A 26077-nucleotide genomic window follows, 5' to 3' on the forward strand; every position below is an offset into this window, starting at 1 on the left:
CCCCCGCAAGCCGAAAATCCTAGCATAAAAGGTGAAGGGCCTGGGCTCCCCCTGCCTTGCCAGCGCCTTGCTCCACGCAAATAAAGGCGAGCCGCAATCGCGGCCCGCCGTCCCCAGTTCTGTAATTCGCCCGCGGGGCGGGCCGAAATGCTTAATCCTGTATTACGCGACTGTCTGGCAAGGTTTCAACGGTCGGCATCGGCCACTGCCTCATTGCGTATTGACGAATTAGTCGGCAATCAGTTGAGGTTCGCCCCAAAATGCCCAGTCGTAACCGTAGTCGCCCATGGAGTCCGTAATCAAGGTCAGAACGACACTCTCGCCTGCATAATCGGCCAAGGAAATATGGAACGGCTCCCAAGCCGCGCCTGGCATCATGTCTTCCGACCAAACGATGTTCCCGTTTACCGCAATACGGAATCCGACGCCTCCGGACTCGTCCGCTCCATCCTTGATCCCGGCAAACCCGGTGAGCGCAGCATCTGTACCGACGGGCAATCGCAGAGCGTATTCGACATGCGTTTGACCTCGCTGAGGCGGATGCGCGTCCAGCCCCTGCTTGTTAACATTGTTGACGGAGCCGGTTCCCGCAAACCCTCCGAAGGGAGCCTGCGCCAACCCTTCCATGCCATTGTCGAACCATAGACTGGTGTCAAATGGAGCGCTATCCAGCGATAGCGGAAGCGTCGCCGGCGTCAAGGCGTCATAAATCAGATAGACCGTATCCGATGCCGGCGCCGTTATCACGAATTTGCCGTTGCCCAGGTCGGAGAGCCCCGCTTGACCCGACACCGATTTTATTTCCGCCACTGCCTGAGGACTAACGAACTTCAGCTCTACCATTCGCGCTTGTTCGCCATTCGGCTCCAGCACAACACGAGGCTCCACCCATACGGCGGAATCATTATCTACGGTTGCTCCCGGATGCGTCTCCAGCCTGACGGTTACGGTCGTGCCGGCGAAGGAAGACAGATCAAGCTCCATAGGGGCTGCAGTCGCGCTTCTGCTAAATTGCTCTTCGCTCAGAACGACGCGCGTCCCCGGTGCAGCCTCCTTCTCCCATGCGAGAGCCTTAAACGTCACCCCGTCGCTGTGCAGCACATTTTGCTCGGACCCGAGCTGTACGCCAACCTGGAAGCTTGCTGCCACATCGGCCGGAATGTCCACATCGAACTCCAGCCAGGTGTGGCCATCTTGCCACTGCCCGATATAAGGCGGATGAGCCAGCATGCGATCTCCCCAGTGCTGCACCGTGCCGCCCCCCGCGAATGAGAAGGAAAAGCCGTTCGTGGAAGAGAAAGACGTATCAGTCTGATGGACCGTGTCATCGCCCATCGTTTCGCCTGCGCGAATCGGTCCCGCATAGTTCAGGAGGTTGATTTCGCTTGCCTGAAGCAGGTCCTCCATACGAATTACGGCATGGTTGGTCCGGAGCGCCAATTGCTTGAGGCTTACATTCTCCGGCCAGTCATAAATATGAAAAGCGTTTAAATCGCGAGGTTCGCCGTTGTACAGATACGTTTGACCGGGATTGAGCCCGTACAGTCTCGTAGCGTCATACAAACGCCAGCCCGGAATCGTTCCGGACAGTTCATAGGCTTCGGAACCGTACAAGTAACGTACAACATTGGTCCCTTGCCACGGGAAACCCGATGAACGGACATGCAGTTTCTCGCCAAAAGAATCTCTCACATATTGCGCGGTCTTGCCGTCCTCTGTACGGAAGGCGAACAGCGTGTTGCCCGTCCAGCCTGTAAAGCTCGCCTCCGGCCTTGCGTCCTGATACCAATTGGCCTCCGCGAACAACTGCTCCATGAGCGGCGTCGGATTCGCCACCTGCCCGTAGTTGGGTCTGGATAACATCGGAACGGCCCCCAGCCTGTTCTGAACCACTTTATGCCAAGCCATATAATAATCTTCCGTCATCGGATTGGCGTGATCGGGATGCCCGTAAATCGTCGTATAAGGGGCAAAGATGGCAGAGCTTGCCGGGACGACCTGATCGATCTTGCTGTTGTCCCAGGTGCCCGTACCGGAAAAGATGCCATACGCATGTCGCTGCGCAAAGGACTCGTAGCGCGTTGTAATTTCATTAAGGCTCTCTCCTCCCAACGCGATATGCGCCGGAAGCGCCTGCCTCAGCTCGCGATGCAGCGCGAGATTGCCTTGCATCATATTTTTGCCGTCAATAAGACCGTTCGCGTCATTGTACATGAGCAGGGATTGGTCCAAATGAATCGCGTCGGGACCGACTTCATCCACCAGATCCGCCATCTTGTCCACAAACATCTCGCGCCAGGCTTCCGCCGCCGGATTGATGACGGCAAAAGCAATCTGCTCCGAGCCCGCCGAATACTCCCATTTCTTCGGCGTCAGCGTATAGGGGTCCTTGACCTGATAGGCTTGCAAGGCCGCATAGGCTGGGTTGTCGAACGACACGCCGAATATATTGACATACAGCATGACCTTGAAGCCGAGTGCCTGCGCCTCTTGCACCTTGTTTGCCATATCCGCCTTGGGCGCGTAATTCGGGAAGTTGACGTCATAGGGATCCTCGCGCCATCCGGGCACCACCAGCAAAGTCTGATCCGCCTGCACCTTCTGGGCCAACTGATCCAGCATATCCGGATCTTCCAGATCGGTCAGCACAGTAAAACGAATATCGTTGGCCCATGCAGGCTCCAGCGCGGAAAGCTCGGACAGACGGAAGGTTTGATCCGCCCAATCGCGATACATTAGCGCTCCGTTGGTCCAATCCCCGGCATAAGCTTTCAGCCGCCAGTCAGTGGATGCTGCCGTTTTGGTCTGCTGGAACGGCGCCGGTGTATGCGTTTCCAATCCAATATGGAAATATCCGTTCTCATGTTTGACATGCAGGGTTTTGAAAAACATCGCATCGTCATTCGCATGCACGAGCATGCCTCCGCCATCGCCTTGAATCAACAGCATTTGCGCTTCCCAGACATCCGGATAGGCAAATTGGCGGAACCCGTAAGCGGCATCGGGAGATTCCGCCGTCAAACGAATGCCCCCAAGAACGGGAAGGATGAGATCATGCGTATCCGGCACGATCAATCCCCATTGGATGCCCGTAATCCCCTCCGCGGCGGACTCGGCATACTGGCTAATCGTCAGCGTTCCGTCATATTTGCGGGCCACCGTCGTCTCCAGTTCGGCTTTCGCCGAGCCTTCGCCCCATACATGCTCAACAGTGGCATGCCCTTTTTTGCCTGTTACGACGGCGTCGGCGGCGTTATTCCACAATGCATTTAGGGTAAGATGACGAATGCCGGTCAGCTCGCCGCTTTCGCCATAAGCCAATTGAGCGTTTCCGTAAGTAAAATCAATGTTGCCCGTTGCGGAATTAAATCCGACACGCTGGCCTTCCGCCGCAGCCCTGCCCGGAGCCCATTGACACAGAAGCAATACAGCCAGGCCGGCCAGCCACATTTTTTTGCTTGCCGATCTCATAACACGATCCCTTTCTCCTCTTGATCGGCCCGTCCTTCCTCTTATTGCTGAGCCGATAACCAATCGTTAATTTCTTGCAGGATCGTTTCTCCGCCAAGCTTATGCCAGTCTGAAACAAACACATCGAATTCATCAATGGATGCGGCGCCCATAATGATTTTGGTAAAGGTTTCCCGTTCCATCTTGTCAAGCGTTGCCCACTTGTCGATCATCGTCGGCGTCTGTCCGCCAAAAGCCGTCATGAGCAGGCGATCGCCCGTATAATGATCCATCGTCGTCACAAATCCGAAATATTGATGCGCCACCGCCCAGTTGTCGATGCTGCCGGTCTTCAAGTAGTTAACGGTAGGCCCGTATTTGTCGCTCTCCGTCAGCGTATCCCCAAGCAGGCTTTCATCCTCGTTTTCTATAGCGCGCCGCAGCAGCTCCAACGATTCCAGCACGCCTTCATTGGACACGCCGGATTGCACAAGGGACAAACGGGATGTATTGATTCTCTCGCCGTTCTCTTCCACCGTAATAAATTCGCCTTCGTCTCTCCTCGAACCGTGAACAACCTCCTCGTGCAAGTTCAGCATCTTGACGACTGCTTCGGGATGCGCAAAACCTTTGCGCACAACGACATAACCGCTCGCGGAAAAGCTTGCGCTGGCTCTGGTCGGCGTTCCGTCCACGGATGGAACCGGGTACGACTTCCACTCCATGTCCGGATTTTTTTTTACGGCGTCGATAAACACATAGGGATTCCAGTTCGCGCCAAAAGCCATGCCAATTCGGTTAGCGGCGATATCCTCCGCCACTTTATTGCTGTCTTTGACGCCGAAGTCTCGATCAAGCTGACCGTCCCTGTACATCTCGCGCAGCTTAGCCAGCGCATCCTTCATTTCCGGCTGAACCGAACCGTATACAATTTGTCCGGTTGCAGCTTTAAGCCATATTTGGGGATAAGCATGGTAAGCATTAAAAAAACCGGTTGTCGATACAATCGGACCGTACAAATAATTGCCGACCCCAAGCCCGTATGTGTCCCGCTGATGGTTGCCGTCGGGGTCCCGTTCGGTAAAGGCCTCGGCAATTTCAAGCACATCATCCAGCGTCTCCGGCTCGGACAAACCCAGCTTATCCAGCCAATCCGTTCGCACCCACAGCAGATTGGACTCATAGATCGGAGCATTGACAACCGGAATGGCAAGCAGCTTGCCATTAAACGTCGCCGAAGCGAGCGCCGCTCCTCCATCGCCCATCTGCAGCTTCTTCGTATGATCGGAGGCGTACTTCTCGTAGGCGTCCGTCAGATCCTCCAATTGACCGCTGTCCGCAAGCTGCTTGAGTTGACTGGATGATACCGAGAATACATCCGGCAACTCTCCGGAGGCGATCGCCACGTTAAGCCTGCGGTTGTATTCCCCCGTCAGCGCGGTCCAGTCATGTACAACCTGGATGCCAAGCAAGCTTTCATATTCCCGATACCAGATGTTGTTGTCGATACTGTCGCCTTGCGGATAAGTCCAGGTCTGATCAACCGGACGCGCAACACGAACCTTGACCGGCGGATCGTATTTCCCGAAAGGATTGGCACTGGCAGCGGCCTCCTTGTCCACAGCGGACGGCTCTTCCTTCGTCGCGTTCCCTCTGTTCCCACTCGTGTTGTCTATATCGTTATTCGTCGCGTTGTCGCACGCTGTCAGCAGCAGCGATACCGCGATGCAGGCTGCCAGCACGGATAAACATGTTCGATTCATTTCCCTCACCTCTGACATATGGATATATACAGATGCGCGGCCCGTGCTGCCCGAATCTATTATAAAATTGTTCGGCACAGCCGCTCTACTTGCCATTTTTCATTTTTCATTATCCTTTTTGGATACGCTTTGCCGTTCCCGGTATTCCTGGGGCGTCAGTCCCGTAGCCTTCTTGAAAAAGCGGTAAAAAGAATGTTCCGTCATAAATCCAATCGATTTCGAAATATCCTGCACGATGACGTCCCCTTGCTCCAGCAGCTTCCGGGCTTTGGCCAATCTGACTGACGCGATAAAATCGGTCAACGCTTCATTCGTGATTCGCCGGTAAAGCTTGGTCAAGTAATAGGGGTTGTAGCCCACAACCTCGCCGATTCGCGTCAATGACAAATCGCCTGCCAAATTATGCTCCACGTAAAGCCGAATGTGTTTGACGAGGTCGTCTTCACTGTAGATATGGTCGTTATGCTTCTGTTCGAACAGGCATTCGGCCAATCGCGACAAATAGCTTAACGCTTCGTGCCAGGAGCCGTGGGCATCATATTTAACCAATTTGGCCAAATCGATCATACGTCCGATTACTTTGTGCAGCTCCCAACGATTCATATAGGATAGAAACAGCGTTGCCGTGGAGTAGTAGATTTCCAGCTTCAACGTATCGTCCTGATTGACGGCGGCAGGCAATGCCGCCAATTTATCGAATTCGATCATAAAATGCTCTTTCTGACCATTTTCCAAATAAGCCGCCATTGCCGGCAGCTTGCCAAGCTGACTGCGCACCTGATGGAATTGCACCTCTACCTTGTCCATCCTTGCGCGGCGGTCATCGAGCAATATCAATTCTTTGCCCATGCCAAGCCCTCGGCCAAGCAATTGCGTCAGGGCGCTAAACTGCTCCGCAACTTGATCCCATGGAAGAAATGACGCGCTTGCCGCCAGCGATACGCTAAGCTTAAGCGTCTGCCGACAGGAAATCTGCACGGTCTCCATCGTTCTGTGCATATGACGCAGTGCCGATTCAATGGAAATGTCGTTCTCTCCCGAAGGCTGCAATATCCATAGCAGCTTGTTTCTCTCGAATCTTACGGTCAGGCATCTGGCCGACGCCGTCCATAACTCCTCCGCTATGTTCTGGATCGCATACAACATCAGCTCCCGGTCGGATACGCCAAGCTTGTCGCGCCAGTCGTCCACGCGCCCCATCACCAGCAGCACGTCTTGCCGGGCGTCCAGCGGGCACTCCCATTGCGCGAACTTGTCCGACATGCCGCGAAGCGATTGCCTGTCTCCTTGCAGAACCTCGAGCAAATAATCGTTGATCAAAAGCGGTCTTGCCATACGCATCTGGCTTTCCGCTCTCTGAATAAACGCCTTGGATTCCCCAGCCGCATACAATTGTGCGGAGGCCTTCTCTACAGCGCGAAGGATGGCGTCCGGCCCCTCCATCTTGAGCAGATACTCGACTCCGCCATTGCGCATGACCTGCTGAATATATTGAAATTCATCGTAGCCGCTCAGGAAAATGATTTTACACCAGGGCCATTGCCTGACTATTTCTTTCTGGAGCTCCAATCCATCCAAACCAGGCATACGAATGTCGGACAACACGATGTCAAACTTCATTCTCTCCAGCATTTCAAGCGCTTCTTGCCCCGAATAAACGCCGAAAGCCTCGATTTCGAGCTCGTCCGACTGCCTGAACAGGTCCAGCAGACTTTCTACAATGAACCGTTCATTATCGACAATAAGCAATCTGATCATCACTCTTCACCTTCTTCTCTTCGAATCGTCAATCGCGCTTGAAACCCTCCAAGCTCGCTCCTCGAAACCTGCAAACCGCAATCCTCGCCGAATTTCAATTGCAGCCTGCGATGCACGTTCAATAGGCCCGTGGTCTCCATCGCGCGATCGGCGGCGGCAATCGCTTTGCGCATTTCTTCCAGCCGGCTGTCACCCAGCTCTTCTCCATTATCATCCACTTCGATCATGAGCCGATTTCCTTCGACTTCCCGGAAACGAAGGGTCAGAAGGCCGTCGGCTTGTTTGTTCTCCAGGCCGTACTGGTAGGCATTTTCGATTAAAGGCTGGACAATCAATCGCGGTACCATGACCGACTCCCAGGCAATGGGCACATCCTCCAGCTCGACGAGCACCGTATCGGAGAATCGGATTTTTTGAATTTCCACATAAGCCCGGGCATGTTTCATTTCCGCGGCAAGGGTTACGTTCTCCGCCCCGCTCCTCGTAATAAACTGAAAGTAACTGCCGAGATGATGAAACATTTTATCCGCCAATTCATGTTCCCTCATCTGCACCAGACCCTGCAAAATAAAAAAGCTGTTATAAAAAAAATGAGGATTTATTTGCGATTGCAGCTGCTTCAACTCGGACTGCTGGGAACGAATTCGCTGCTCGTACACCTCGTGAATCAGCGATTGAATCTGGCCCAGCATCGCGTTGAACTGATTGTATACGTAATGGAATTCATCCCGGTTGACGTGATAAACCCTCACGCCGAGATCGCCTTTCTCGACTTTGCGGAATGACCCGATCAGCCTTTTGATCGGTTTGTGTATCAGTTGATGAATCCAATAGGAGAACACAATGACGAGCAGCAAGGCGATCACCGATACAATCCCGATCCAGTTGCGATGTTCGCTGAGCGGCTGCATGACCGTCTTCGCCGGGGTAAACACGGCAAGCGTCGCCCCCAGCGCCGGTGAATACTCATGCGCAGTGAAATAGGCTACACCGCCGGAAACCACTTGTAGCTGCCCTCTTTGCGGCCATTCGTTGCCTTCATACGATCCCAGGCCGTCCGTCAGCAGCTCCAGCAGCTCGCTATCGGTATTTGTCGAAACCTGCCACCGTCCGCTGGCATCGATCCATGCCACGCCTCCCTGCCCGCCCTCCGACATGCTGGACAACGTCCGAACGATCTCGGCGCGCGACAATTCGATCTCCATCGCCAACACCGGGGCGCGATCCGCGTAGACGGAATCGGGATATGCGCCGCTCATCAGCAGCCGGCCCTGTATCCCGAATAACGCTGATCGCATTCGCTCCGAGTCGGTAATCGCATCCAGTTCACCGTCGGTAATCTGATAATCAAAGTTGTTGGCATTAATGCTTCTGTTCAAAGCCGGTATATAGAGCGTGACATTTTCTACGAACGGACTTGAACTTTTTAGCAAATAGAGCTTGTTTTTGATGGACAAAATAGCCTGCGTCCGCTCAAAGTCGTCCAGCCGCTCCGGCGTATTGGCAAGCGCCAGCAAATCGTCGTCGTTGAGATATTCCCACTTCAGACGGGTAAGCCGGGCGAGCTCCGTCTCCAGGGAAACCGTATAAAAGTGCACACGGGACGCCATGGATTCGGATATTTGCGTCTGTACGATGTCTTGCCCGGAACGATTCATCATCAGACTGGATATATAGATCGGCACTATAACGAGCAAAAAGGACAAAACCAGCTTCGGATAAATCGTAAGCGATTTCAAAAAATCAGGCATGCGGCACCTTCCTTCATACTACTTGACCTTGCTTAGGCTAAAGCATACACCGCATTGCTTCGAGAGGACAACAAAAAGAGAGGCTACTGCCTCTCCTGTTACATTTCCAACAAAAACTGTATCGTTTTGTCTTCGAAATCCGGCAATCTCTCGTGAACAAAGTCAGGATAAATTTCCATTCGTTTCTCGGAGCCAATGGCATTGTAAGCGGCAAATTGCGTCGACGGCGGACAGACGGTGTCCAGCAATCCGACTCCCATCATCACTTTGCCTTGAATACGCGGCGCAAGATGTCTCACATCAATATAGCCAAGCCTCTCGAAAATTTCGGTTTCGCGCAAATGCTGGGGATCGTGATGGCGGAAAAACGTTCTCAGCTCCTCATACGCATCCCGCGCCAGATCCATCTCCCACACTCTTCTGTAATCGCAGAGAAAGGGAACGCTGGGTGCGGCACGATTCACGCGGGGCTCCAGAGCCGCGCATGCCAGTGCGAGTCCTCCCCCTTGCGAACCGCCGATCGCAGCCACGCGTTCGGCGTCGACCTCCGGCATATTCATGACAATGCCCGCGAGCTGCGCCGTATCGAGAAAAATTTGGCGAAACAGCAGCCGATCGGGATGATCGTCCAGACCTCGTATAATATGGCCTTTATGCGTCGTACCTTTGATGCCGCCCGTATCTTCGGAATTCCCCCCTTGGCCCCGGCAGTCCATTGTAGCCACCGTAAAGCCCAGTGACGCATAAATCAGCTTATCCGCCCAATCCGCCGAATGATGCGCATAACCATGGAATTGCAGGACTGCAGGATGCGGCTCTTCCACATGAAGCGGTCGAACCAGCTTCGCATGGATGCGCGCGCCTCCCGTCCCGTTAAAGTAAAGATGGAAACACTCGGCATACGGAACCTGAAATTCGCTCCGGACAAGCTCGACTTGCGGATCTGTTTCTTGCATGGCTGCAAGCGCCCGTTCCCAATATTCGTCAAAATCATCCGGGCGCGGATTGGTCCCGGTATATTTTTTTAATTGATCGAGCGGCATGTCGACCAGCGGCATGGGTATGCACCTCCATAACAAATGATTGCGGATCAAAGCCCGACATATAGTACAATATTTGCATCAAATTTGATTTACATTGAATCTAAAACATTTCCGCTATCGTGACAATAGCAAAATATTGAACGGGAGGTAGTATTATTTTGCTCAAAACCAATTATGAATTTCGGTATAGCGATCAAAACAATCCGTTGATGGCCATTCGACCGATCGGCTGGGAAAGCACGGCCAGCGAAACTTATCGCTGGGACGGCATGGCAAGGGACGACAAATTCGTGCTGTTCCAATATACCTTGGCGGGCGAAGGGCATCTGATCTATCATGGCCGTCATTACACGGTGCCGAAAAATCACGGCTTCTTCCTGCACATCCCCGATTCGCATTGTTATTATTACAACTCCGCTTCCAAAACGCCATGGGAATATATATTTCTGGTCGCAAGCGGCACGCATGTTTTTCCGCTCTGGCATGATCTGATGGCAAAAGCGGGCCCTGTCGTCAGCTTCAAACCCCAGGCTCGTCCCATCTCCATGCTGTGGGATATGATGCAAATTGCCGGCGACAACGGATTAAGGGACAAATACGAAATCTCGCTTACTTTATACGATTGGATTCTGTCCTGCTTGCGGCTCATGGACGGCATGCCCGACGCCGGCAAACCGCTCCCCGAATCCATTCAACGCGCCTTGCAGCTCATGGAGACCCAGTATCACCGTTTGCTAACCCTCGATGAAATTGCGGCAGCCGCCGGCGTTAACAAACATCATTGCTGCCGATTGTTCGCCAAACATATCGGCGCCACGCCGATTCATCAGTTGACGAAAATCCGTATCGCGGAAGCTTGCCGACTGCTGCGACAGACGAATGAAACCGTGGTCGCCATCGCGGCTTCCACCGGATTCGACAACAGCAGCTACTTCGGAAAAGTATTCCGCAAAATGGTCGGCGCGTCGCCGCAGCAGTTCAGGGAGCAGGACGGAAGCCTCATCTCCGACAATCAACTATTCATCAACTAGTAAGGTTGAACTTGATTAAAACTAAAAAATGTCCAAATCGGATAATCGAATGTTCAAATCGGACTCTAGCAGCGCGTTTCGCCAGTTGTTATTCTTGGCATGTCAAGGGATATCAAGAACAACTTAAGGGGGAAACAACGCGATGAAAAAACAGGCAGCAATTGTTCTGAGCTCGATTCTTCTGTTGATGACGGCATGCAGTTCACAGCCGAATGCAACGGCTCCGGAAACCGCCAGCCCGGGACCGTCCGAGTCCGGCAGTGTCGCGCCGGAGAAGAACATTGATTTAAAGGTAGGACGTTATTCATTGCCTACATGGGGTTATCCGGAAGGAGACGACTTCGCCAATAATATCTGGTACAGACATTATGCCGACAAATTCGGTCTCAATGTCACGCATGAATGGACGTCCTTGCAAAGCGAGTATAACGAGAAGCTGAACATCGTCATTGCCTCGGGCTCCATTCCCGACATGCTGATGGAAATTTCGACCAACCAGTTGGAGACGTTGGTGGAGGCAGATATGGCGGCCGATTTGACAGATGTATTTAACGAACACGCCTCTGATTTGACCAAAGAAATTTTGTACGGAGACGGCGGCTTAGGCATGAATTCCGCTACCTTCGATGGCAAGCTTATGGCTTTGCCTTACATGACCTCCGTTATTTACGAGCCCAGCTTGCTGTGGGTACGGCAGGATTGGCTCGACAATCTGAATTTGCCGGTGCCCCAAACGATCGACGATGTAATGGCCGTCGCCAAAGCCTTCAAGGAACAGGATCCGGACCAAAACGGCGTCAATGATACCGGCGGATTGGCATTCAGCAATTGGCTGTTCGACGGCATTACGTCCCTGACCGGCTTCTTCAACGGTTATCACGCCTATCCTCAAACATGGCTGAAAGGCGATGACGGGAAAATTACGTACGGCAGCATTCAGCCGGAAATGAAAAATGCAATTGCAAAGTTAAGCGAAATGTATAAGGCCGGACTGCTGGACCCTGAGTTCGGCATGAAGGACACGCCGAAAGTCGTGGAGGAAGTGACCGGCGGCAAGTACGGCATCACATACGGACGCAACTGGAATGTGTACATGTACGGCGCGGGCCTCGAAGGCCAGCCGGAGATGATCTGGACGCCGCTTGTCGCCCCGAGCGCCGACGGCAAAGAGGTGTTTGCCAATGTAGGCACCACCGTAGTCAGCTATTATGTCATCAACAAAAACTACGAACATCCGGAAATCCTGATTCAATTGTTGAACGAATACAACGAAATGGCTTACGGTCCAAAACGCAATGATCCCGAAGTGAAAAAATTCTTTGCTTTCGAAGACGGGCAAACGATTGTAGAACAAGGTCACTTGTCGCTTGTTCGGACTTTGACGACCGATGAAGCTACCTTAAAATCATTGGAATACGTCATTGAAGCCATCGAAAAACGCGATCCCAGCAAGCTGGACGAAGCGCTGACCGAAACGGGGAAATACGAGCCAAGCGTCGCTTATCTGGACGGCAAGGGCACCGGCTACATGGAGTACCATCAAGTCAAGGGCTTCCAGACAACGATCGAAAATTACGGAACGGATCGACTGATTCCCCAAGCTTATAGCGGAACTACGGACACCATGAGAGACAAGATGGGCATTCTGGGCGATTATGAGCGTGAAATGTTCACGAAACTAATTATGGGCGCGGAACCGATCGATGCGTTCGACACTTTTGTTGCCGAGTGGAATAAGCAGGGCGGCGGGCAAATCCTGGATGAAATTAATGCCGCAACCCAATCGAATTAACAGCAAAGCCAGGTCGGCCTTCTTCGTTGCAAGGAGGCCGGCTTTCGATGAAAGAGGTGACATCTTGTGAAAACATCGTCAGATACAGCGCGAATGCCTGTGCTTGATCGCCTGAGGATGCGGTTTAAGCGGGAACTGCCGTATCATCTTTTTTTAATTCCGGGCATTCTTTTAGCTATTTTGTTTTGTTATATCCCCATGATCGGAATCGTAATGGCCTTCCAGAAATTCACCGTGTTCAAAGGGTGGTTTGACGCTCCCTGGGTGGGATTGGCCAATTTCAAATATGTTATATCGATGCCCCGCTTCGGGCAAGTCATGTTTAATACGGTGTATATCTCCGTACTGAAAATCGTTTTCTCCTTGCTCGTTCCTATCGTTGTTGCGTTGATGCTGAACGAAATGCGAAGCCGCAAGATGAAGCGCGTCCTTCAAACGGCCATGTATTTGCCCCATTTTCTTTCCTGGATTATTTTAGGCGGCATTATTCTGGATATTCTCAGCCTCGAGGGCGTCGTTAACGGTATCATTAGCGCTCTGGGAGGGCAGCCGATCGGCTTCCTGTCCAGCAACAGTCTATTCCCTGGCGTGCTGATTACGACGGAAGTGTGGAAAAGCTTCGGTTTTAATACGATTATTTATATGGCTGCCCTGACTTCTATCAATCCGGATTTATATGAAGCGTCCGAGATCGACGGCGCCAGCCGCTGGCGGCAAATCTGGCATGTCACCTTGCCCGGCATTCGCCCCACCATCATTTTGCTCGCCACCCTCAGCCTCGGCAACGTGCTCAACGCAGGGTTTGAGCAAGTGTTTATTTTGCTGAATCCATTAGTCATGGACTCCGGCGATATATTGGATACGCTGGTCTACCGACTGGCCTTCAATCAGGCCCAATACAGCGTAGCTACGGCGGTAGGTCTATTTAAATCGATCGTATCCGGCGTGCTTATCGCTGTGTCCTATTATCTCGCTTACAAGCTTGCCGATTATCGCATTTTCTGAGCAAGGAGGATCATGATGAACTATCGTATGGATGGCAAAAAAATGTTCGCCATTTTCAATTATCTATTTCTTATTGTATTGGGCTTGATCTGTGTCGCGCCGCTGCTTAACACCTTGGCGATCTCTCTCAGTTCGGCGTCGGCGGTGGCTATGGGCGATGTGCTGTTTTTCCCGTCCAGCTTCTCGCTCGACGCCTACACCTTCATCGCTACCCGTTCGGAATTTCTGACGGCATTAAATGTTTCCGTGGTGCGCGTCATCGTAGGCAGCATTTTGCAAATGCTTGTCACTTTTATTTCGGCTTATCCGCTTTCCAGGGAAAACCGGGATTTCAGCATGCGTACCGTCTACGTCTGGTTTTTTATGTTTACGATCCTTTTCAGCGGGGGCATTGTTCCTTTGTACATGCAGGTGAAAACCCAGGGCATGCTGGACAGCATGATGGCGCTTGTCCTGCCAACCAGCCTGGCCGTCTTTAATATCGTACTGATGATCAACTTTTTCAGAATTCTTCCGAGGGAGCTGGATGAGTCGTTTCGCATCGACGGAGCCGGACACTGGACCCTTTTATGGCGACTGTACTTCCCCTTGTCCCTGCCTGCTTTCGCAACGATTTTGCTGCTTGCCATGGTAGGACACTGGAATAGCTGGTTCGATGGCATGTTATTTATGAATCAGACCGAAAACTACCCGATCGCCACCTACTTGCGATCGATTATCGTCAGCTTTGATTTCAGCAATGTACGGTCCGAGGACGCCGCGCTGCTGGCCAGCATTTCACCTCGTACGACCAAAAGCGCGCAAATCATATTGGCTACGCTGCCGATCTTGTGCGTATATCCGTTTTTGCAGCGTTATTTTGTCACCGGTCTCGTTCTGGGCAGCGTCAAGGGATAGTCTAACCTACATGATGAAGGAGCAAGAAAGATGAAAAAAATAGCCAGCGGAATTTATAAAATGACCTTCGGTACGCCCGAAGCCATTACGCCTGTTTCGGTACTGCAGCCCGGGACCCGCTTCGAGGCCATAAATGTTTTAAAGGATCATCCGCTTCCATTTCTGCAGGAGGACATTGGATTCGAGCCGCGCAAAGGTTCGGTTCTATTGGACATTCCTCTGGAGCCTACTGAAGAGGTGTACGGTCTCGGCTTGCAGCTTAAGTCGTTCAGGCAAAGCGGCAGCAAAAAGAAGCTTCGCACCAATTCCGATCCGGCAGCGGATCTGGGAGATTCCCACGCGCCCGTCCCTTTCTATGTCAGCACTGCCGGCTACGGCGTTCTGATCGACACCGCCCGTTATGCTACCTTCTTCTGCGGAGGCTGCAAGCGGGTCGGCAGTCGGCAGGATGAGGAAGGCTTTAAGTCCGCCGGCACGGAGAAGGGGCACTGGGAGGTCAAAAAAGGGAGCGGCAATATGCTTGTCGACATCCCGGCGGCCGAAGGGGTCGACATCTATATTTTCTGCGGCGACGATATGAAGGACGCGGTCTCCCGCTACAATCTGTTCAGCGGCGGCGGCGCATTGCCGCCCATGTGGGGACTTGGCGTTTTGTACCGGGCCGATTGGCATGCCAATCAAGAGGATGTGCTGAAGCTCGCCCGTCAGATCAGGGAGGATGACATGCCTTGCGACATCTTTGGTTTGGAGCCGGGCTGGCAAACAAACGCCTATTCCTGCACCTATGTTTGGGACAAAAGCCGCTTCCCGGATGAACAGTCGCTTATTCGCGATCTGAACGAAATGGGCTTCAGGCTCAACTTGTGGGAGCATGCTTACGTGCATCCCGACAGTCCGATTCACAACGAATTGAAGCCCTATTCGGGAGACAGCTATGTGTGGGACGGCCTGGTGCCGGATTTCACGCAACCGCAGGCCAGAGAAGCATTTGTCGGCATTCATCAATCGACCATCGATGCCGGGTTATCCGGCTTTAAGCTCGACGAATGCGACAATGGCGATTACATCGGCAACTGGGGATTTCCCGATTTTGCCCGGTTCCCGGGAGGAGCGGACGGCGAGCAGATGCACAGCCTGATGGGGCAGCTTTATCAGCAGACGATGCTGGACCCGTTCGTAGCCGCCGATCGCCGCACCTACGGACAAGTGCGCGCTTCGCACGCGCTCGCGGCTCCTTATCCCTATGTCCTCTACAGCGATCTGTACGAGCATAAGGATTTTGTGCGGGGCATGGCGACGGCCGCATTCTCCGGACTGTTGTGGTCTCCGGAAGTCCGGCAAACCGCAACCAGAGAAGAGCTTCTGCGCCGGATTGGCGCCGTCATCTTTTCGCCATTGGCCGTCCTTAACTGCTATATGATCCCATCTCCCCCGTGGAAGCAATACGATCACGACAAAAACCATGCGGGAGAGTGGCTGGAGGATTGGCCCCAGTTGACGGAGCAATGCCGCCAGCTGCTGCAGCTCAGAATGCGTTTGATTCCTTATCTCTATGCCGCCTTCGGCAAATACAGTGAGCAAGGCGTCCCGCCCGTTCGTCCCCTGGTGCTCGATTATCCCCACGATCGAGAGGTGTTCGATTGCTTCGATCAGTTTATGGTCGGAGACGATATATTGGTTGCGCCCGTTGTCTATGGCAGCGGAGATATCCGCAACCTTTATTTGCCGGAAGGCCGCTGGTACGAATGGTCTGCGGGAGAGTGGATCGATGGCGGCCAATGGATTACGCGCCAGGTGCCGGTAGATCAGGTGCCGATGTTTATTCGAAAGGGAGCGCTGATTCCTTGGGCGGCGCCTGTCTCATACGTGGAGGATGGCGGCATGCTGGAGCTGCATCCCATATTATACGGTGCGGACGAGGGGAGCTGTTCCCTGCTATGCGACGATTCCACGAGCTATGCCTATCGAAGCGAAGGATTAGCCTTCGGCACAATCAACGTAACCGGAGACCGTACAGTCAGCGCGGATGCCATCATCTCCAGACGGTACACGATCGGGGACGTCACATTCGTCAAGGACGAGGCGTAAACGAAAGGCGAATCGGAATACCGGAATTGATCACCCGATCTGATTTCCGGATCCACTCATTTACGAAGCGGGCACCCTCACAAGTCTTGTAGACTTGCAGGGTGCCCGCTTCTTACATCTGTATGATGGCTTTACTCCATAACCGGCTCCAACTGCCGGAGGTCGAATCTCGCGCTGCCTTCGCTTACGAATAGGCCCCATCCGCCGCTTTTGAAGTCGTACAGTCTCGTGCTCATGGCAACCTCTCCATTGATATAGACCACACACACTTCGCCTTCCAGGTAAACCTGCAAGGTACACGGCTTATTCGGCCCCAACTGCACGGGACGTTCCATGCCAACCGCATAGGGAACATCGCCCTTTCGCGGCCACTGATCCACAACGATTCGGCTTCGCCCCGGCTCAAGACGTATCATGTAACCTTGTTCTAACGTTTCATCCGTCCGAAGAACAAATCCGCAGCTTCTCGTGTTGCCGTCAAACTCAATCTTGGCCTCCAGCTTGATCGCTTCTACCGGCAGCAGGCCGCCATAAGAACAAGCAAAATGATCGGGAGCGTCAACCGTTGCGGAACCTTCGGCAAAAGCCCACTGCCCGAGAACCTTGCGCAAAACAATGTCTTTTTCCAGGGAGAACATCCCGTCCACCGTGTCCGGAGCTTTCACCGTCAAAGCGCCGTCCGGCTGCTGCTGTATTTCGTGCACGACCAGATTGCCGCCCCATTGCCAGGTGCCGCCATCATGCTCGCCTTCCCGGGTCGGGTTCCACCCGAATGCGTATCGCCGCTCGCCATCGCTCCATGTCTTGGCCGCATAGAACGCCCGCGTGTCCAGCGCGTCGTTGTCCGGCGCCAGCCAAGGCCCCTTAAGCGACTTGCTCATCCGGTAGTGGGTTACCGTACGATCGGAGAAGGTCGAATAGATCAGATACCACCAATCTCCCATGCGGAACAAATCGGGGCATTCGTGAGTGGTATACAGATACGGCGCCCAAAACGGATCGCGCACCTCCCAAGCCGTCAGATCCTTGGAGGCGCACAATGCGACACAGCCGCGGCGATTGGCCGGTCCTTCCTTAAGCCGGGCTGCAAGCAGCATCCAGTATTCCCCCGCCTCCTCGTTCCAGAATACAAAGGGATCTCGCCAATCATGCACTTCATAGCGGTCCTCAGGCGCAAAAAAAGCATCCTCCGGTTTCTTCTCCCAGTGCAGCATATCATGGCTGACCGCATGCATGACCGCTTGTTGCTTCTTGCCTTGCGCCGGATAATGGAAGTTGTTGCCCGTATAGAAAATATGGTAAAGGTCGCCTGCCTTCAGAATGCAGCCCGTATAAATATATAAATCCTGTTCCGACTCGCCGCCTCGCGGCAACACTTCGCCATACTCCTTATAATGCACAAAATCTTTGGTTCCGAGCAAGAACCACGGCGTGCCTTCGCCATACTCCTCCTTGTTGCGCCAATCTTTCAAATACAGCAATCTGAATTCCCCATCCTCATAAAAGGGAATCACATCAGCGAGCCAGCCATCCTCCGGCTTGTAAAATAGATTGTTCATTGTTCGTCTTCACTCCCCCATATTGGCTTAAAGCCTATTATAAATAGGGGGGAACAGGCTATCTACTCGCCAATCTTCACTTTTGACTATCCGGTTTGGACCTGCTTTACTTCAGATCAACCCTCAGCGGGATACATTGCCTGCACATATTCGACGGTAGCGACGATCAGCCGCTTTAGCACATCGAGATCGATATCGGCCAGCTTGTTCACGTAGACGCAAGCCGCCCCGGTCGTATGTTTGCCGAGCGCCTTCAGCAGCTCCTCGCGTTCCGGCTCGCATGCCGTCAAGTAGAGGCTGATCTTCGCCTTTCGCGGGGAGAAGCCGGCAAGCGGCGCATCCCCTTCGTGGCCGCTCGCATATTTATAATGATAAGAGCCGAAGCCGATAATGCTGGGTCCCCACATCTTGGCCTCGTAACCCGTCGTCTCAGAAAACAATTCCAGCAGCCGGTAGGCATCCTCCCGCTTCTTGGGACTTTCGACCGCTTCAATGAATTCAATTACGCTATGTTCGGTTTCCTTCATCTTCGGCTCGTAAGCCATCTGCTTCATCTCCTCATTCCTGCATTGCAACAGGTCGTCTCATGCATTCAAAATAGCAAAAATAACGGCGAACCGCAATCGCGGCCCGCCGTTCCCAGTTCGGCAATTCGGCTCGGGGGGCGAGCCGAATTGCCTAACCCTGTACTACGCGACGGCCTGACGGGGGTTTCACTTGTCTGGCGCACGCTGCGCTACAGCGTTCTAAGGAACTGCCCCATCCGCTCCAGCGCCTCATTAATTTTCGAGAGCGAAGTCGCGTACGAGCAGCGGAGAAAACCTTCGCCGCCTTGCCCGAAGACGTCGCCCGGCACCGCAACCACCTTAGCCTCGCTCAATAGTCTCTGCGCAAATTGCTCCGAGGTCAGTCCCGTATGCGCGATAGAGGGGAACGCGTAGAACGCGCCAAGCGGCTCGTGACATGGCAGGCCGATTTCCTGCAAGCCTTTAACGATTACTTTGCGCCGCTGGCTGTACGATTCGACCATAAAGTCCTTCTCCTCCCGCCCGTTCCGCAACGATTCGATCGCCGCGATCTGCCCCAAAATCGGCGCGCACATAACCGTATACTGATGGATCTTGAGCATGGCCCCGATCAATTCCCGATGTCCGCACGCGTAGCCTACTCTCCACCCCGTCATCGCGAAGGACTTGGAGAACCCCCCGACAAGAATGGTCCGATCCTTCATACCGGGAAGCGAGGCGAACGAAACGTGTTTGCGATCGTAGGATAGGTCCGCGTAGATTTCGTCGGCAATGACCACGAGATTATGCTCCTGCACAAGCCTCGCGATCGGCAGCCAATCCTCGTAGGACATAACGGCCCCCGTCGGATTGTTGGGATAACACAACATAAGCACCTTGGAGCGCGGGGTCAGCGCTTTGGCCAGCAACTCGGCCCTTAGCTTGAATCCTTCCGCAGCGAGCGTCTCTACGGCCACCGGCACGCCGCCGCCAAGTTGCGTAATCGGAGAATAGGAGATATAACATGGCGCCGGAATGAGAATCTCATCGCCTGGCGTCACGATGGCGCGCAGGGCCAGATCGATCGCCTCGCTGCTGCCAACCGTAACGAGCACCTCGTTTCCCGGCTCATATTGCACCTTGAATTCGGCGTGCTGGTATTCGGCGATGCCTTCCCGCAGCTCCGGAAGTCCCGAGTTCGGCGTATAGGACGTTCTGCCCTTCTCCAGCGCGGTGATGCACGCATCCCTGACCAGCTTCGGGGTGGCGAAATCGGGTTCCCCCACTCCCAGCGAGATGATGTCTTTTCTGCCGTCAATCAAGTCGAAAAACTTCCGTATGCCCGAAGGTTTCATATCGCGCACCGCCTTGGATACGAAGTCCCCCATGTTAAGCTCTGCCATTGCCATTCTCCTCTCTTGTCATGTATCCCATAGACAACAAAAAAGACCCGTCCCCATAAAGGGACGAGTCTGCACCCGTGTTACCACCCTAGTTTCGCTTCCAAATGAAGCGACACTCCGCTCACGTATCCATCAATACGCGTTCCTTGTAACGCCGGAATTGCGGCAGAGCTTACTCTAGGTTCAGCCTGCTTCTCGGAGATGGCTTTCTGTTAGCGCCCGAACGTTGGTTTGCACCAGTCCCAACTCTCTGCGGATCGTTCGCTTAACGTACTCTTTCTCGTCGTCGAATTTCAATTGCATATGAAATTAGTAGCAATCATAATTCACGACGCGATGATCTGTCAATGACAATCGACTGACATCAGGAAAAATGGGCGCTCCGGCCTGCCATGAGTGTGCCGCCGATGTAAAAGCCGAGACGCTGCTGCGCTCGCCCTTTGCTCATCTGCCATGAAGGGAATGGAACAGTCAGAGCCGAGTCCCTTACACTTCGCGCCGCAGCGCGCTCAGAACGTCGATGCGAGTCGCCCTTCTCGCCGGCCGCTGGCCGGATATCAAAGCTACGCCAAGCGCGATCAAGCAGGTTAGCGCTGCCAGATACGGAGGAATGACCGAGAACTTGAAGTCTGCCGGAAGACTCTCCTCCATAAGCACTTCGATCATGATGGGCAAGCCTGCGTTTACCGCAATGGAGATGGCGTACGACACCACGGTGCCGATAATCGCCCCGAACAAGCCGATCAAGCTGCTCTCCAGCAGGAACACTCGTCGAATCACGGACGGATGCGCGCCGATCGCCTTCATAATGCCGATATCCTGCGCCCGCTCCGTCACCGCCATCGTCATCGTATTAAAGATGCCGATGGATGCGATCAGAACGGCAATCGTTCCGACGAAGATGAGACCGATCTTCATAATGGTAAAGAGCATGTTCACCTGCTTTAGCTCATCCGCAATGGAATGGTTGAAGTAACCTTGCTCCCGGATCTTCTCCGCGATGCCCTTTACCTTCGAAGCATTTTCCGCAACGACGGTCACATCCTGATATTGACGCTCGCCGGTCGGCTTGGGAAGCTGCTCGATCAGCTTCTGCACCTGCTCCTTCGTCGGCTCTACCTCAAAGTACGGCAGTTCGCCGAGCTGCGTGCCGGTAATGGCTTCGATCTGCGTCAACATCTCTTCGCCCATGTAGATGTTGCGATCGCGATTCCACTCTTTGGTCGGCTGCTCCGCGACGCCGACAATGACGGTTTCCAACGGCTTCTTCGCCAGTTCTCCGTCCTCGTAGTAGCTCACCTGCAACGTCATTGTTTTGCCAAGCCACTCCGAGGCAGCCGGCAGCTCGCTGGACGGCCTACCCTCCTCGTCCATGACTTCGCGAATATGGTAACCGATGACGATTTCATTATTCCCTTCGGGAAGCCGGCCTGCGCTGAGGCCAAAGCCCGCTTGCTTCTCCGCTTCGAAATCCATGCCGATTCTCTGATTGACGTTGACCGGATTGCCATCGATGGAAGGCTCCATATACTGCTGGATATAATTGCGGTAAGTGACCGCCTTGACGTTAGGGAGCGACTGGAAGTAATCGATGTCTCCTTTTTGAATGCCTTGCGAATCGAACTTGTCGGGATTTTTGCCGTAGATCGTAATTTCCGTTACCAGCCGGTCGCCGGTAATCTCCTCGACCATGCTCTGCTGCAGCCCGAAGCCGACAGAGGCGAGTACGGTCAGGAATGCGCAGCCCATAGCCGTCGCCAGCACGGTCATAAACAGACGCGTTTTGTTGCGTTTCATGTTCTGTCGTACAAATCGCAGTTGATCGCCAAACTTCATGAGTGATGTCCTCCTTTCGCCAGGTCAATCGTTTCCTTGATGCTTTCCACCGAAACGAGCGGCGCTTGGCGAGCCAGCCTGCCGTCCTGCAGACGGATTGTGCGATGAGCGACGGAGGCAACCTGATCGTCATGCGTAATGATGACAAACGTGATGCCAAGCTCATGATTGAGCTGCTTGATCATCGTCAGCAGCGACTTTTCGTTTTCGCTGTCGAGACTGCCCGACGGCTCGTCCGCCAGCACGATCGGCGGCTCCAAAACCAGCGATCTCGCGACCGAAACCCGCTGCTGCTGCCCGCCGGACAGCTCGCTCGGATAGTGGCTGGCGAATGCCGCGATATCGACGTTCTCCAGCATTTTCTCGACCCGCTTCCGTCGTTCGGACTGCCCCACTCCCTTGAGCACAAGCGGCAGCTCGACATTCTCGTAGGCGGTCATGCTCGATATAAGCTGAAAGTTTTGAAAAATAAAGCCGTAATGCGCCAGTCTGAAATCCGCCCAAGCTCCCTCGTCCAGCTTCGTGACCATTCGTCCCGCTACCGTAATTTCCCCAGCCGTAGGCCGGATATAGCCGGACATGAGATTCAGCAGCGTCGACTTGCCCGATCCGCTCCGGCCGACGATAGCTACGATCTCTCCTTTCTCCACGCTGAGATCGATATCATGCAGAACCGGTACGATCCGCTCCTTGCCTTTCTTGCCTATCTTGAATTGATGACTGATGCCCATCATCGTGATCATAAATTTCCCATCCTTTCGCATTCGTTAATCCGATAGCTCAAGCATAACTCTCATTTTGTAAGGCAACCGTAAGCGAAGCTAAAGAAAACCTTAAGATAGCTTTAGAAACCTCTAATCTCTCCTCACATGCCCAAAAACACGATGCAACTTTTGCAATTTTTGCATTCCCAAGCCCTCTCCAATATTTTGTACAAATATGTATATACACCTATTTGACTCTACAAAAAAAGGACCCACTGCAATGTGAAGGGCCATCGATTTTGGGTCTGTTGCCTCGGGTATCAGACTAAGGTTTTGTTTGGTTCGAAAACTTTCCAATCAACCACTCAAGAATCTTTACCTGATGGGCTCCTGATGCACGTCAACGTCGAAGCTGAGCAAGCAACTTCTCCTAAGAAGGCCTTTCGAGTGTCATATTTGCAGCCCCTTCGTTACAAGCGGAACTGAGCGCACATAGATTCCTGTTCATTCCGAAGCTCCCCAACTCTTCTTCCCCACTCACTGCTATCTGCTACTTCTCTTAATGTACCAGAATCTGTTACCTTACCTACATTGTCATAGAAGTATTGTTTGAGCTTCGCTTTTGCACCTTGCCTTTTGGTGATCAAGTCATGCTATTTCCCTCGCTTTGGCTTACGCCGACTTAAATCTCGAAATGCAGACGGGCGGCGAACTTTAGATCGATGTCGCCGACTTAAATCTTGAAATGCAGACGGGCGGCGAACTTTAGATCGATGTCGCCGACTTAAATCTTGAAATGCAGCCAGGCAGCGAGCTTTAGATCGATGTCGCCGACTTAAATCTTGAAATGCAGCCGCGCGGCGAGCTTTAGATCGATGTCGCCGACTTAAATCTTAGAATGCAGCCGCGCGGCGAGCTTTAGATCGATGTCGCCGACTTAAATCTTAAAATGCAGCCGGGCGGCGAACTTTAGATCGATGTCGCCGACTTAAATCTTGAAATGCAGTCGGGCGACAAGCTTTAGATCGATGACGCCGACTTAAATCTCGAAATGCAGCCGGGCGGCGAACTTTAGATCGATGTCGCCGACTTAAATCTTGAAATGCAGTCGGGCGACAAGCTTTAGATCGATGACGCCGACTTAAATCTCGAAATGCAGCCGGGCAGCGAGCTTTAGATCGATGTCGCCGACTTAAATCTTGAAAAGCAGACGCGCGGCGAGCTTTAGATCGATGTCGCCGACTTAAATCTTAAAATGCAGCCGGGCGGCGAGCTTTAGATCGATGACGCCGGAGAATCTTCCTTTGCAGCGATGAGGAAAAACCGCAGGTCGTGGCATCCTTCGTACACCAGCACCATAGACCCATTTGCAATATTTTCGCATTCCCGGAATTTCTCGACTTCCTTCAAGACATTGAGGCGTAGCTTCCCTTTATGCTTTTCTGCGAATCGATCCCAATGCCCATGTTCATCAAGAAGATGTGTTTCAGAATGTTGGATTCCATACTTTTATCAAACCCAAAAAACAAAACAAGGCGGAATACATCCCACCTCGAAAATTTTATAAAATCTAAATTTAAAAAAGGGCGACATTTTCATTTCTCCCCTTTGCGGGAAAAATCGAAAAAATGTCTACCCTGCTCGCTAGAACGGGGGCGATGTGCTCGAAATTTCATACTCAATCGAACACAGCCCCTTCGACGATCCATTGTACTCGACATTTAATACTCAATCGATCACTTGGACCTCCAGACGCGCCATTGTACTCGATACTTCATACTCATTCGAACGCACAGCCCCTCCGACGCACCATTGTACTCGATATTTCATACTCATTCGATCGCCCGACCCTTCAGACGCGCCATTGTACTCGATATTTCATACTCATTCGAACGCACAACCCCTCCGACGCGCCATTGTACTCGATATTTCATATTCATTCGATCGCCCGGCCCTTCAGACGCGCCATTGTACTCGATATTTCATACTCATTCGAACGCACAACCCCTCCGGCGCGCCATTGTACTCGAATTTACATACTCGTGCGTGTCGGTCGTCATATCCGCCAGCTAATTAACCGCCCGTTCAATCCCCGAATCATATAAATTCTATATAAAGAACAACGGCTGAAATAATTCATAATTTCCTAATCAATGAAAACCCCTCGGCGGGGAGCCATACGCTTTCGCTTACGGTCTCGCCCGCCGAGGGGTATCGGTTACCTATATGGGTTGCGTTTTTTAATTCGCCGCTTTCATCTGCTTGCTTCGCAGCTGACCGCAAGCCGCGTCGATATCCGCGCCATGCTCCAGCCGCACGCTTACGCTAATGCCTTGTTTCTTCATGACGTCGTAAAACGCGCGGATGGAATCCTGTTCGCTCCGTTGATACTGGCTATGCTCGTCGACGGGGTTGTACGGAATCAGATTCACGTTAACGAGTCCCTTGCGCGGCTTCATCAGCTCAGCCAGCTCCAGCGCCTGCTCCGTTCCGTCATTGACGTCCTTTAGCAGGATGTATTCCATTGTCATTCTCCGACGGGTTTTTTCCAGGTAATAATCAATGGCATCCATCAGCTTCTCTATCGGAATCGCCTTGTTGATCTTCATGATGCGCGTACGCAGCTCGTTGTTCGGCGCATGGAGCGATACCGCCAGATTGACGCCTAGATCGCCGTCCGCGAATTCCCGAATCTTGCCCGCAAGACCGCTCGTCGACACCGTAATATGGCGCGCGCCGATGGCAAGCCCCTTGTGATCCTTAACGATGCGGATGAAGTCGGACATATGCTTATAGTTGTCGAACGGCTCGCCTATGCCCATGACGACGATATGGCTGACCCGCTCCCCTTTGCCGGCCGCATCCAGATGCAGCTGCACGTTCGCGATCTGCTCCACAATCTCGGCGGCAGTCAAATCGCGGCTCTTGGCCAACAGCCCGCTCGCGCAGAAGCTGCATCCGATATTGCAGCCGACTTGCGTAGTCACGCAGACGGACAGACCAAACTTATGGCGCATCAGCACCGTCTCGATCAGATTGCCGTCCGACAGGCGGAACAAGAATTTTACGGTACCGTCGACGGACTCCTGCTTTACATGCTCTTCCATCGTGCCGATGACAAAGTGTTCCTTGAGCAAGGCCACGCAGGTCGGATGCACTTCCTCCATGCGGTCAAAGTCCGTTATGCGTTTGCGGTACAGCGATTCCCACACCGCCGTGGCCCGGAACTTCTTATGTCCGTGCTCCGCCAGCCATGCCGTTAATTGTTCTATAGTCAGTCCATAAATGGATGGTTTGCTCATTTTGCTTCCTCTCTTCATGCCCTTGTGTCGGCCGCAAAATCCTTTGGCGCTGGACATACAGCCTTATTGTCCCAAAATTCCAAGCGGAATACAAGAGCAAGGAACCGCAAAGAGAAATGGTATAAAATAACTAAAACGATTATTTCCATTGAGCATCGGCCAATCGAAGGCTAAAGTGAAAGAAAACCA

At 53.0% G+C, this 26077-nt stretch carries 16 protein-coding genes and 1 other annotated feature; of the genes, 5 read left to right on the forward strand and 11 right to left on the reverse strand.

Annotated features, from left to right (window positions below):
* Positions 1 to 228: 228 nt before the first annotated feature.
* From H7F31_RS01595 to H7F31_RS01615, 5 genes are all read right to left on the reverse strand, one after another.
* A complete protein-coding gene (locus H7F31_RS01595) occupies positions 229 to 3471 on the reverse strand; it encodes a DUF6259 domain-containing protein (RefSeq protein WP_187102711.1) in 3243 nt (1080 codons plus the stop codon).
* Positions 3472 to 3512: 41 nt separating this feature from the next.
* Entirely contained in the window at positions 3513 to 5213 is a 1701-nt protein-coding gene (locus H7F31_RS01600) for an extracellular solute-binding protein (RefSeq protein WP_187102712.1), read from the reverse strand.
* Positions 5214 to 5312: 99 nt separating this feature from the next.
* Positions 5313 to 6971 carry a response regulator transcription factor gene (locus tag H7F31_RS34450; protein WP_187102713.1) on the reverse strand — a complete coding sequence of 553 codons (1659 nt, stop codon included), beginning with the start codon at positions 6969 to 6971 and terminating at the stop codon, positions 5313 to 5315.
* Positions 6971 to 8722: a sensor histidine kinase gene (locus tag H7F31_RS01610; protein ID WP_187102714.1), complete on the reverse strand. Its 1752-nt coding sequence runs from the start codon at positions 8720 to 8722 to the stop codon at positions 6971 to 6973. The genes H7F31_RS34450 and H7F31_RS01610 overlap by 1 nt, the downstream gene beginning before the upstream one ends.
* 98 nt (positions 8723 to 8820) lie before the next feature.
* Positions 8821 to 9780, reverse strand: a complete 960-nt coding sequence (locus H7F31_RS01615; RefSeq protein ID WP_187102715.1) for an alpha/beta fold hydrolase — start codon at positions 9778 to 9780, stop codon at positions 8821 to 8823.
* 143 nt (positions 9781 to 9923) lie between these two features.
* Here H7F31_RS01615 and H7F31_RS01620 point away from each other — a divergent pair, with 143 nt between their 5' ends.
* From H7F31_RS01620 to H7F31_RS01640, 5 genes are all read left to right on the forward strand, one after another.
* Positions 9924 to 10796 carry a helix-turn-helix domain-containing protein gene (locus tag H7F31_RS01620; protein WP_187102716.1) on the forward strand — a complete coding sequence of 291 codons (873 nt, stop codon included), beginning with the start codon at positions 9924 to 9926 and terminating at the stop codon, positions 10794 to 10796.
* A gap of 142 nt (positions 10797 to 10938) precedes the next feature.
* A complete protein-coding gene (locus H7F31_RS01625) occupies positions 10939 to 12588 on the forward strand; it encodes an extracellular solute-binding protein (RefSeq protein ID WP_187102717.1) in 1650 nt (549 codons plus the stop codon).
* Between the two features lie 93 nt (positions 12589 to 12681).
* Positions 12682 to 13593: an ABC transporter permease gene (locus H7F31_RS01630; protein WP_187105170.1), complete on the forward strand. Its 912-nt coding sequence runs from the start codon at positions 12682 to 12684 to the stop codon at positions 13591 to 13593.
* Between the two features lie 15 nt (positions 13594 to 13608).
* Positions 13609 to 14490 carry a carbohydrate ABC transporter permease gene (locus tag H7F31_RS01635; protein WP_315970546.1) on the forward strand — a complete coding sequence of 294 codons (882 nt, stop codon included), beginning with the start codon at positions 13609 to 13611 and terminating at the stop codon, positions 14488 to 14490.
* Between the two features lie 30 nt (positions 14491 to 14520).
* Complete coding sequence (locus H7F31_RS01640; protein ID WP_187102719.1) at positions 14521 to 16578, forward strand: TIM-barrel domain-containing protein; 2058 nt, start codon at positions 14521 to 14523, stop codon at positions 16576 to 16578.
* Between the two features lie 131 nt (positions 16579 to 16709).
* Here the strand turns inward: H7F31_RS01640 and H7F31_RS01645 are convergent, their stop codons facing one another.
* The 6 genes from H7F31_RS01645 to rlmN all read right to left on the reverse strand — a co-directional run bounded on the left by H7F31_RS01645 (position 16710) and on the right by rlmN (position 25888).
* Entirely contained in the window at positions 16710 to 18137 is a 1428-nt protein-coding gene (locus H7F31_RS01645; RefSeq protein WP_187102720.1) for a glycoside hydrolase family 32 protein, read from the reverse strand.
* Between the two features lie 116 nt (positions 18138 to 18253).
* Positions 18254 to 18682, reverse strand: a complete 429-nt coding sequence (locus tag H7F31_RS01650) for a DUF1801 domain-containing protein (RefSeq protein WP_187102721.1) — start codon at positions 18680 to 18682, stop codon at positions 18254 to 18256.
* A gap of 191 nt (positions 18683 to 18873) precedes the next feature.
* On the reverse strand, positions 18874 to 20046 hold the full coding sequence (locus tag H7F31_RS01655; protein ID WP_315970547.1) for an aminotransferase class I/II-fold pyridoxal phosphate-dependent enzyme: 1173 nt from the start codon (positions 20044 to 20046) through the stop codon (positions 18874 to 18876).
* 56 nt (positions 20047 to 20102) lie between these two features.
* Positions 20103 to 20342 (reverse strand) — a binding site (T-box leader).
* Positions 20343 to 20532: 190 nt separating this feature from the next.
* Positions 20533 to 21882 (reverse strand): ABC transporter permease, encoded by a 1350-nt coding sequence (locus tag H7F31_RS01660; RefSeq protein ID WP_187102723.1) that lies wholly within the window; start codon positions 21880 to 21882, stop codon positions 20533 to 20535.
* The gene (locus H7F31_RS01665) at positions 21879 to 22625 is read right to left on the reverse strand and encodes an ABC transporter ATP-binding protein (RefSeq protein ID WP_187102724.1); all 747 of its coding nucleotides are present in this window, start codon (positions 22623 to 22625) and stop codon (positions 21879 to 21881) included. Before H7F31_RS01665 ends, H7F31_RS01660 begins: the two co-directional genes overlap by 4 nt.
* 2201 nt (positions 22626 to 24826) lie before the next feature.
* The gene (gene rlmN / locus H7F31_RS01670) at positions 24827 to 25888 is read right to left on the reverse strand and encodes a dual-specificity RNA methyltransferase RlmN (protein ID WP_187102725.1); all 1062 of its coding nucleotides are present in this window, start codon (positions 25886 to 25888) and stop codon (positions 24827 to 24829) included.
* Positions 25889 to 26077: the final 189 nt, after the last annotated feature.

The sequence above is a fragment of the Paenibacillus sp. PAMC21692 genome, assembly GCF_014303795.1.
Classification (GTDB): domain Bacteria; phylum Bacillota; class Bacilli; order Paenibacillales; family Paenibacillaceae; genus Pristimantibacillus; species Pristimantibacillus agaridevorans.

Bases quoted from the DNA above. Each gene is read 5' to 3' on its own strand.
- H7F31_RS01665 (WP_187102724.1), bottom strand. From the start codon at position 22,625: ATGATCACGATGATGGGCATCAGTCATCAATTCAAGATAGGCAAGAAA.
- H7F31_RS01630 (WP_187105170.1), top strand. From the start codon at position 12,682: ATGCCTGTGCTTGATCGCCTGAGGATGCGGTTTAAGCGGGAACTGCCG.
- H7F31_RS01600 (WP_187102712.1), bottom strand. From the start codon at position 5,213: ATGAATCGAACATGTTTATCCGTGCTGGCAGCCTGCATCGCGGTATCG.
- H7F31_RS01635 (WP_315970546.1), top strand. From the start codon at position 13,609: ATGAACTATCGTATGGATGGCAAAAAAATGTTCGCCATTTTCAATTAT.
- H7F31_RS34450 (WP_187102713.1), bottom strand. From the start codon at position 6,971: ATGATCAGATTGCTTATTGTCGATAATGAACGGTTCATTGTAGAAAGT.
- H7F31_RS01615 (WP_187102715.1), bottom strand. From the start codon at position 9,780: ATGCCGCTGGTCGACATGCCGCTCGATCAATTAAAAAAATATACCGGG.
- H7F31_RS01625 (WP_187102717.1), top strand. From the start codon at position 10,939: ATGAAAAAACAGGCAGCAATTGTTCTGAGCTCGATTCTTCTGTTGATG.
- H7F31_RS01645 (WP_187102720.1), bottom strand. From the start codon at position 18,137: ATGAACAATCTATTTTACAAGCCGGAGGATGGCTGGCTCGCTGATGTG.
- H7F31_RS01660 (WP_187102723.1), bottom strand. From the start codon at position 21,882: ATGAAGTTTGGCGATCAACTGCGATTTGTACGACAGAACATGAAACGC.
- H7F31_RS01655 (WP_315970547.1), bottom strand. From the start codon at position 20,046: ATGGCAGAGCTTAACATGGGGGACTTCGTATCCAAGGCGGTGCGCGAT.
- H7F31_RS01595 (WP_187102711.1), bottom strand. From the start codon at position 3,471: ATGAGATCGGCAAGCAAAAAAATGTGGCTGGCCGGCCTGGCTGTATTG.
- H7F31_RS01610 (WP_187102714.1), bottom strand. From the start codon at position 8,722: ATGCCTGATTTTTTGAAATCGCTTACGATTTATCCGAAGCTGGTTTTG.
- rlmN (WP_187102725.1), bottom strand. From the start codon at position 25,888: ATGAGCAAACCATCCATTTATGGACTGACTATAGAACAATTAACGGCA.
- H7F31_RS01640 (WP_187102719.1), top strand. From the start codon at position 14,521: ATGAAAAAAATAGCCAGCGGAATTTATAAAATGACCTTCGGTACGCCC.
- H7F31_RS01650 (WP_187102721.1), bottom strand. From the start codon at position 18,682: ATGGCTTACGAGCCGAAGATGAAGGAAACCGAACATAGCGTAATTGAA.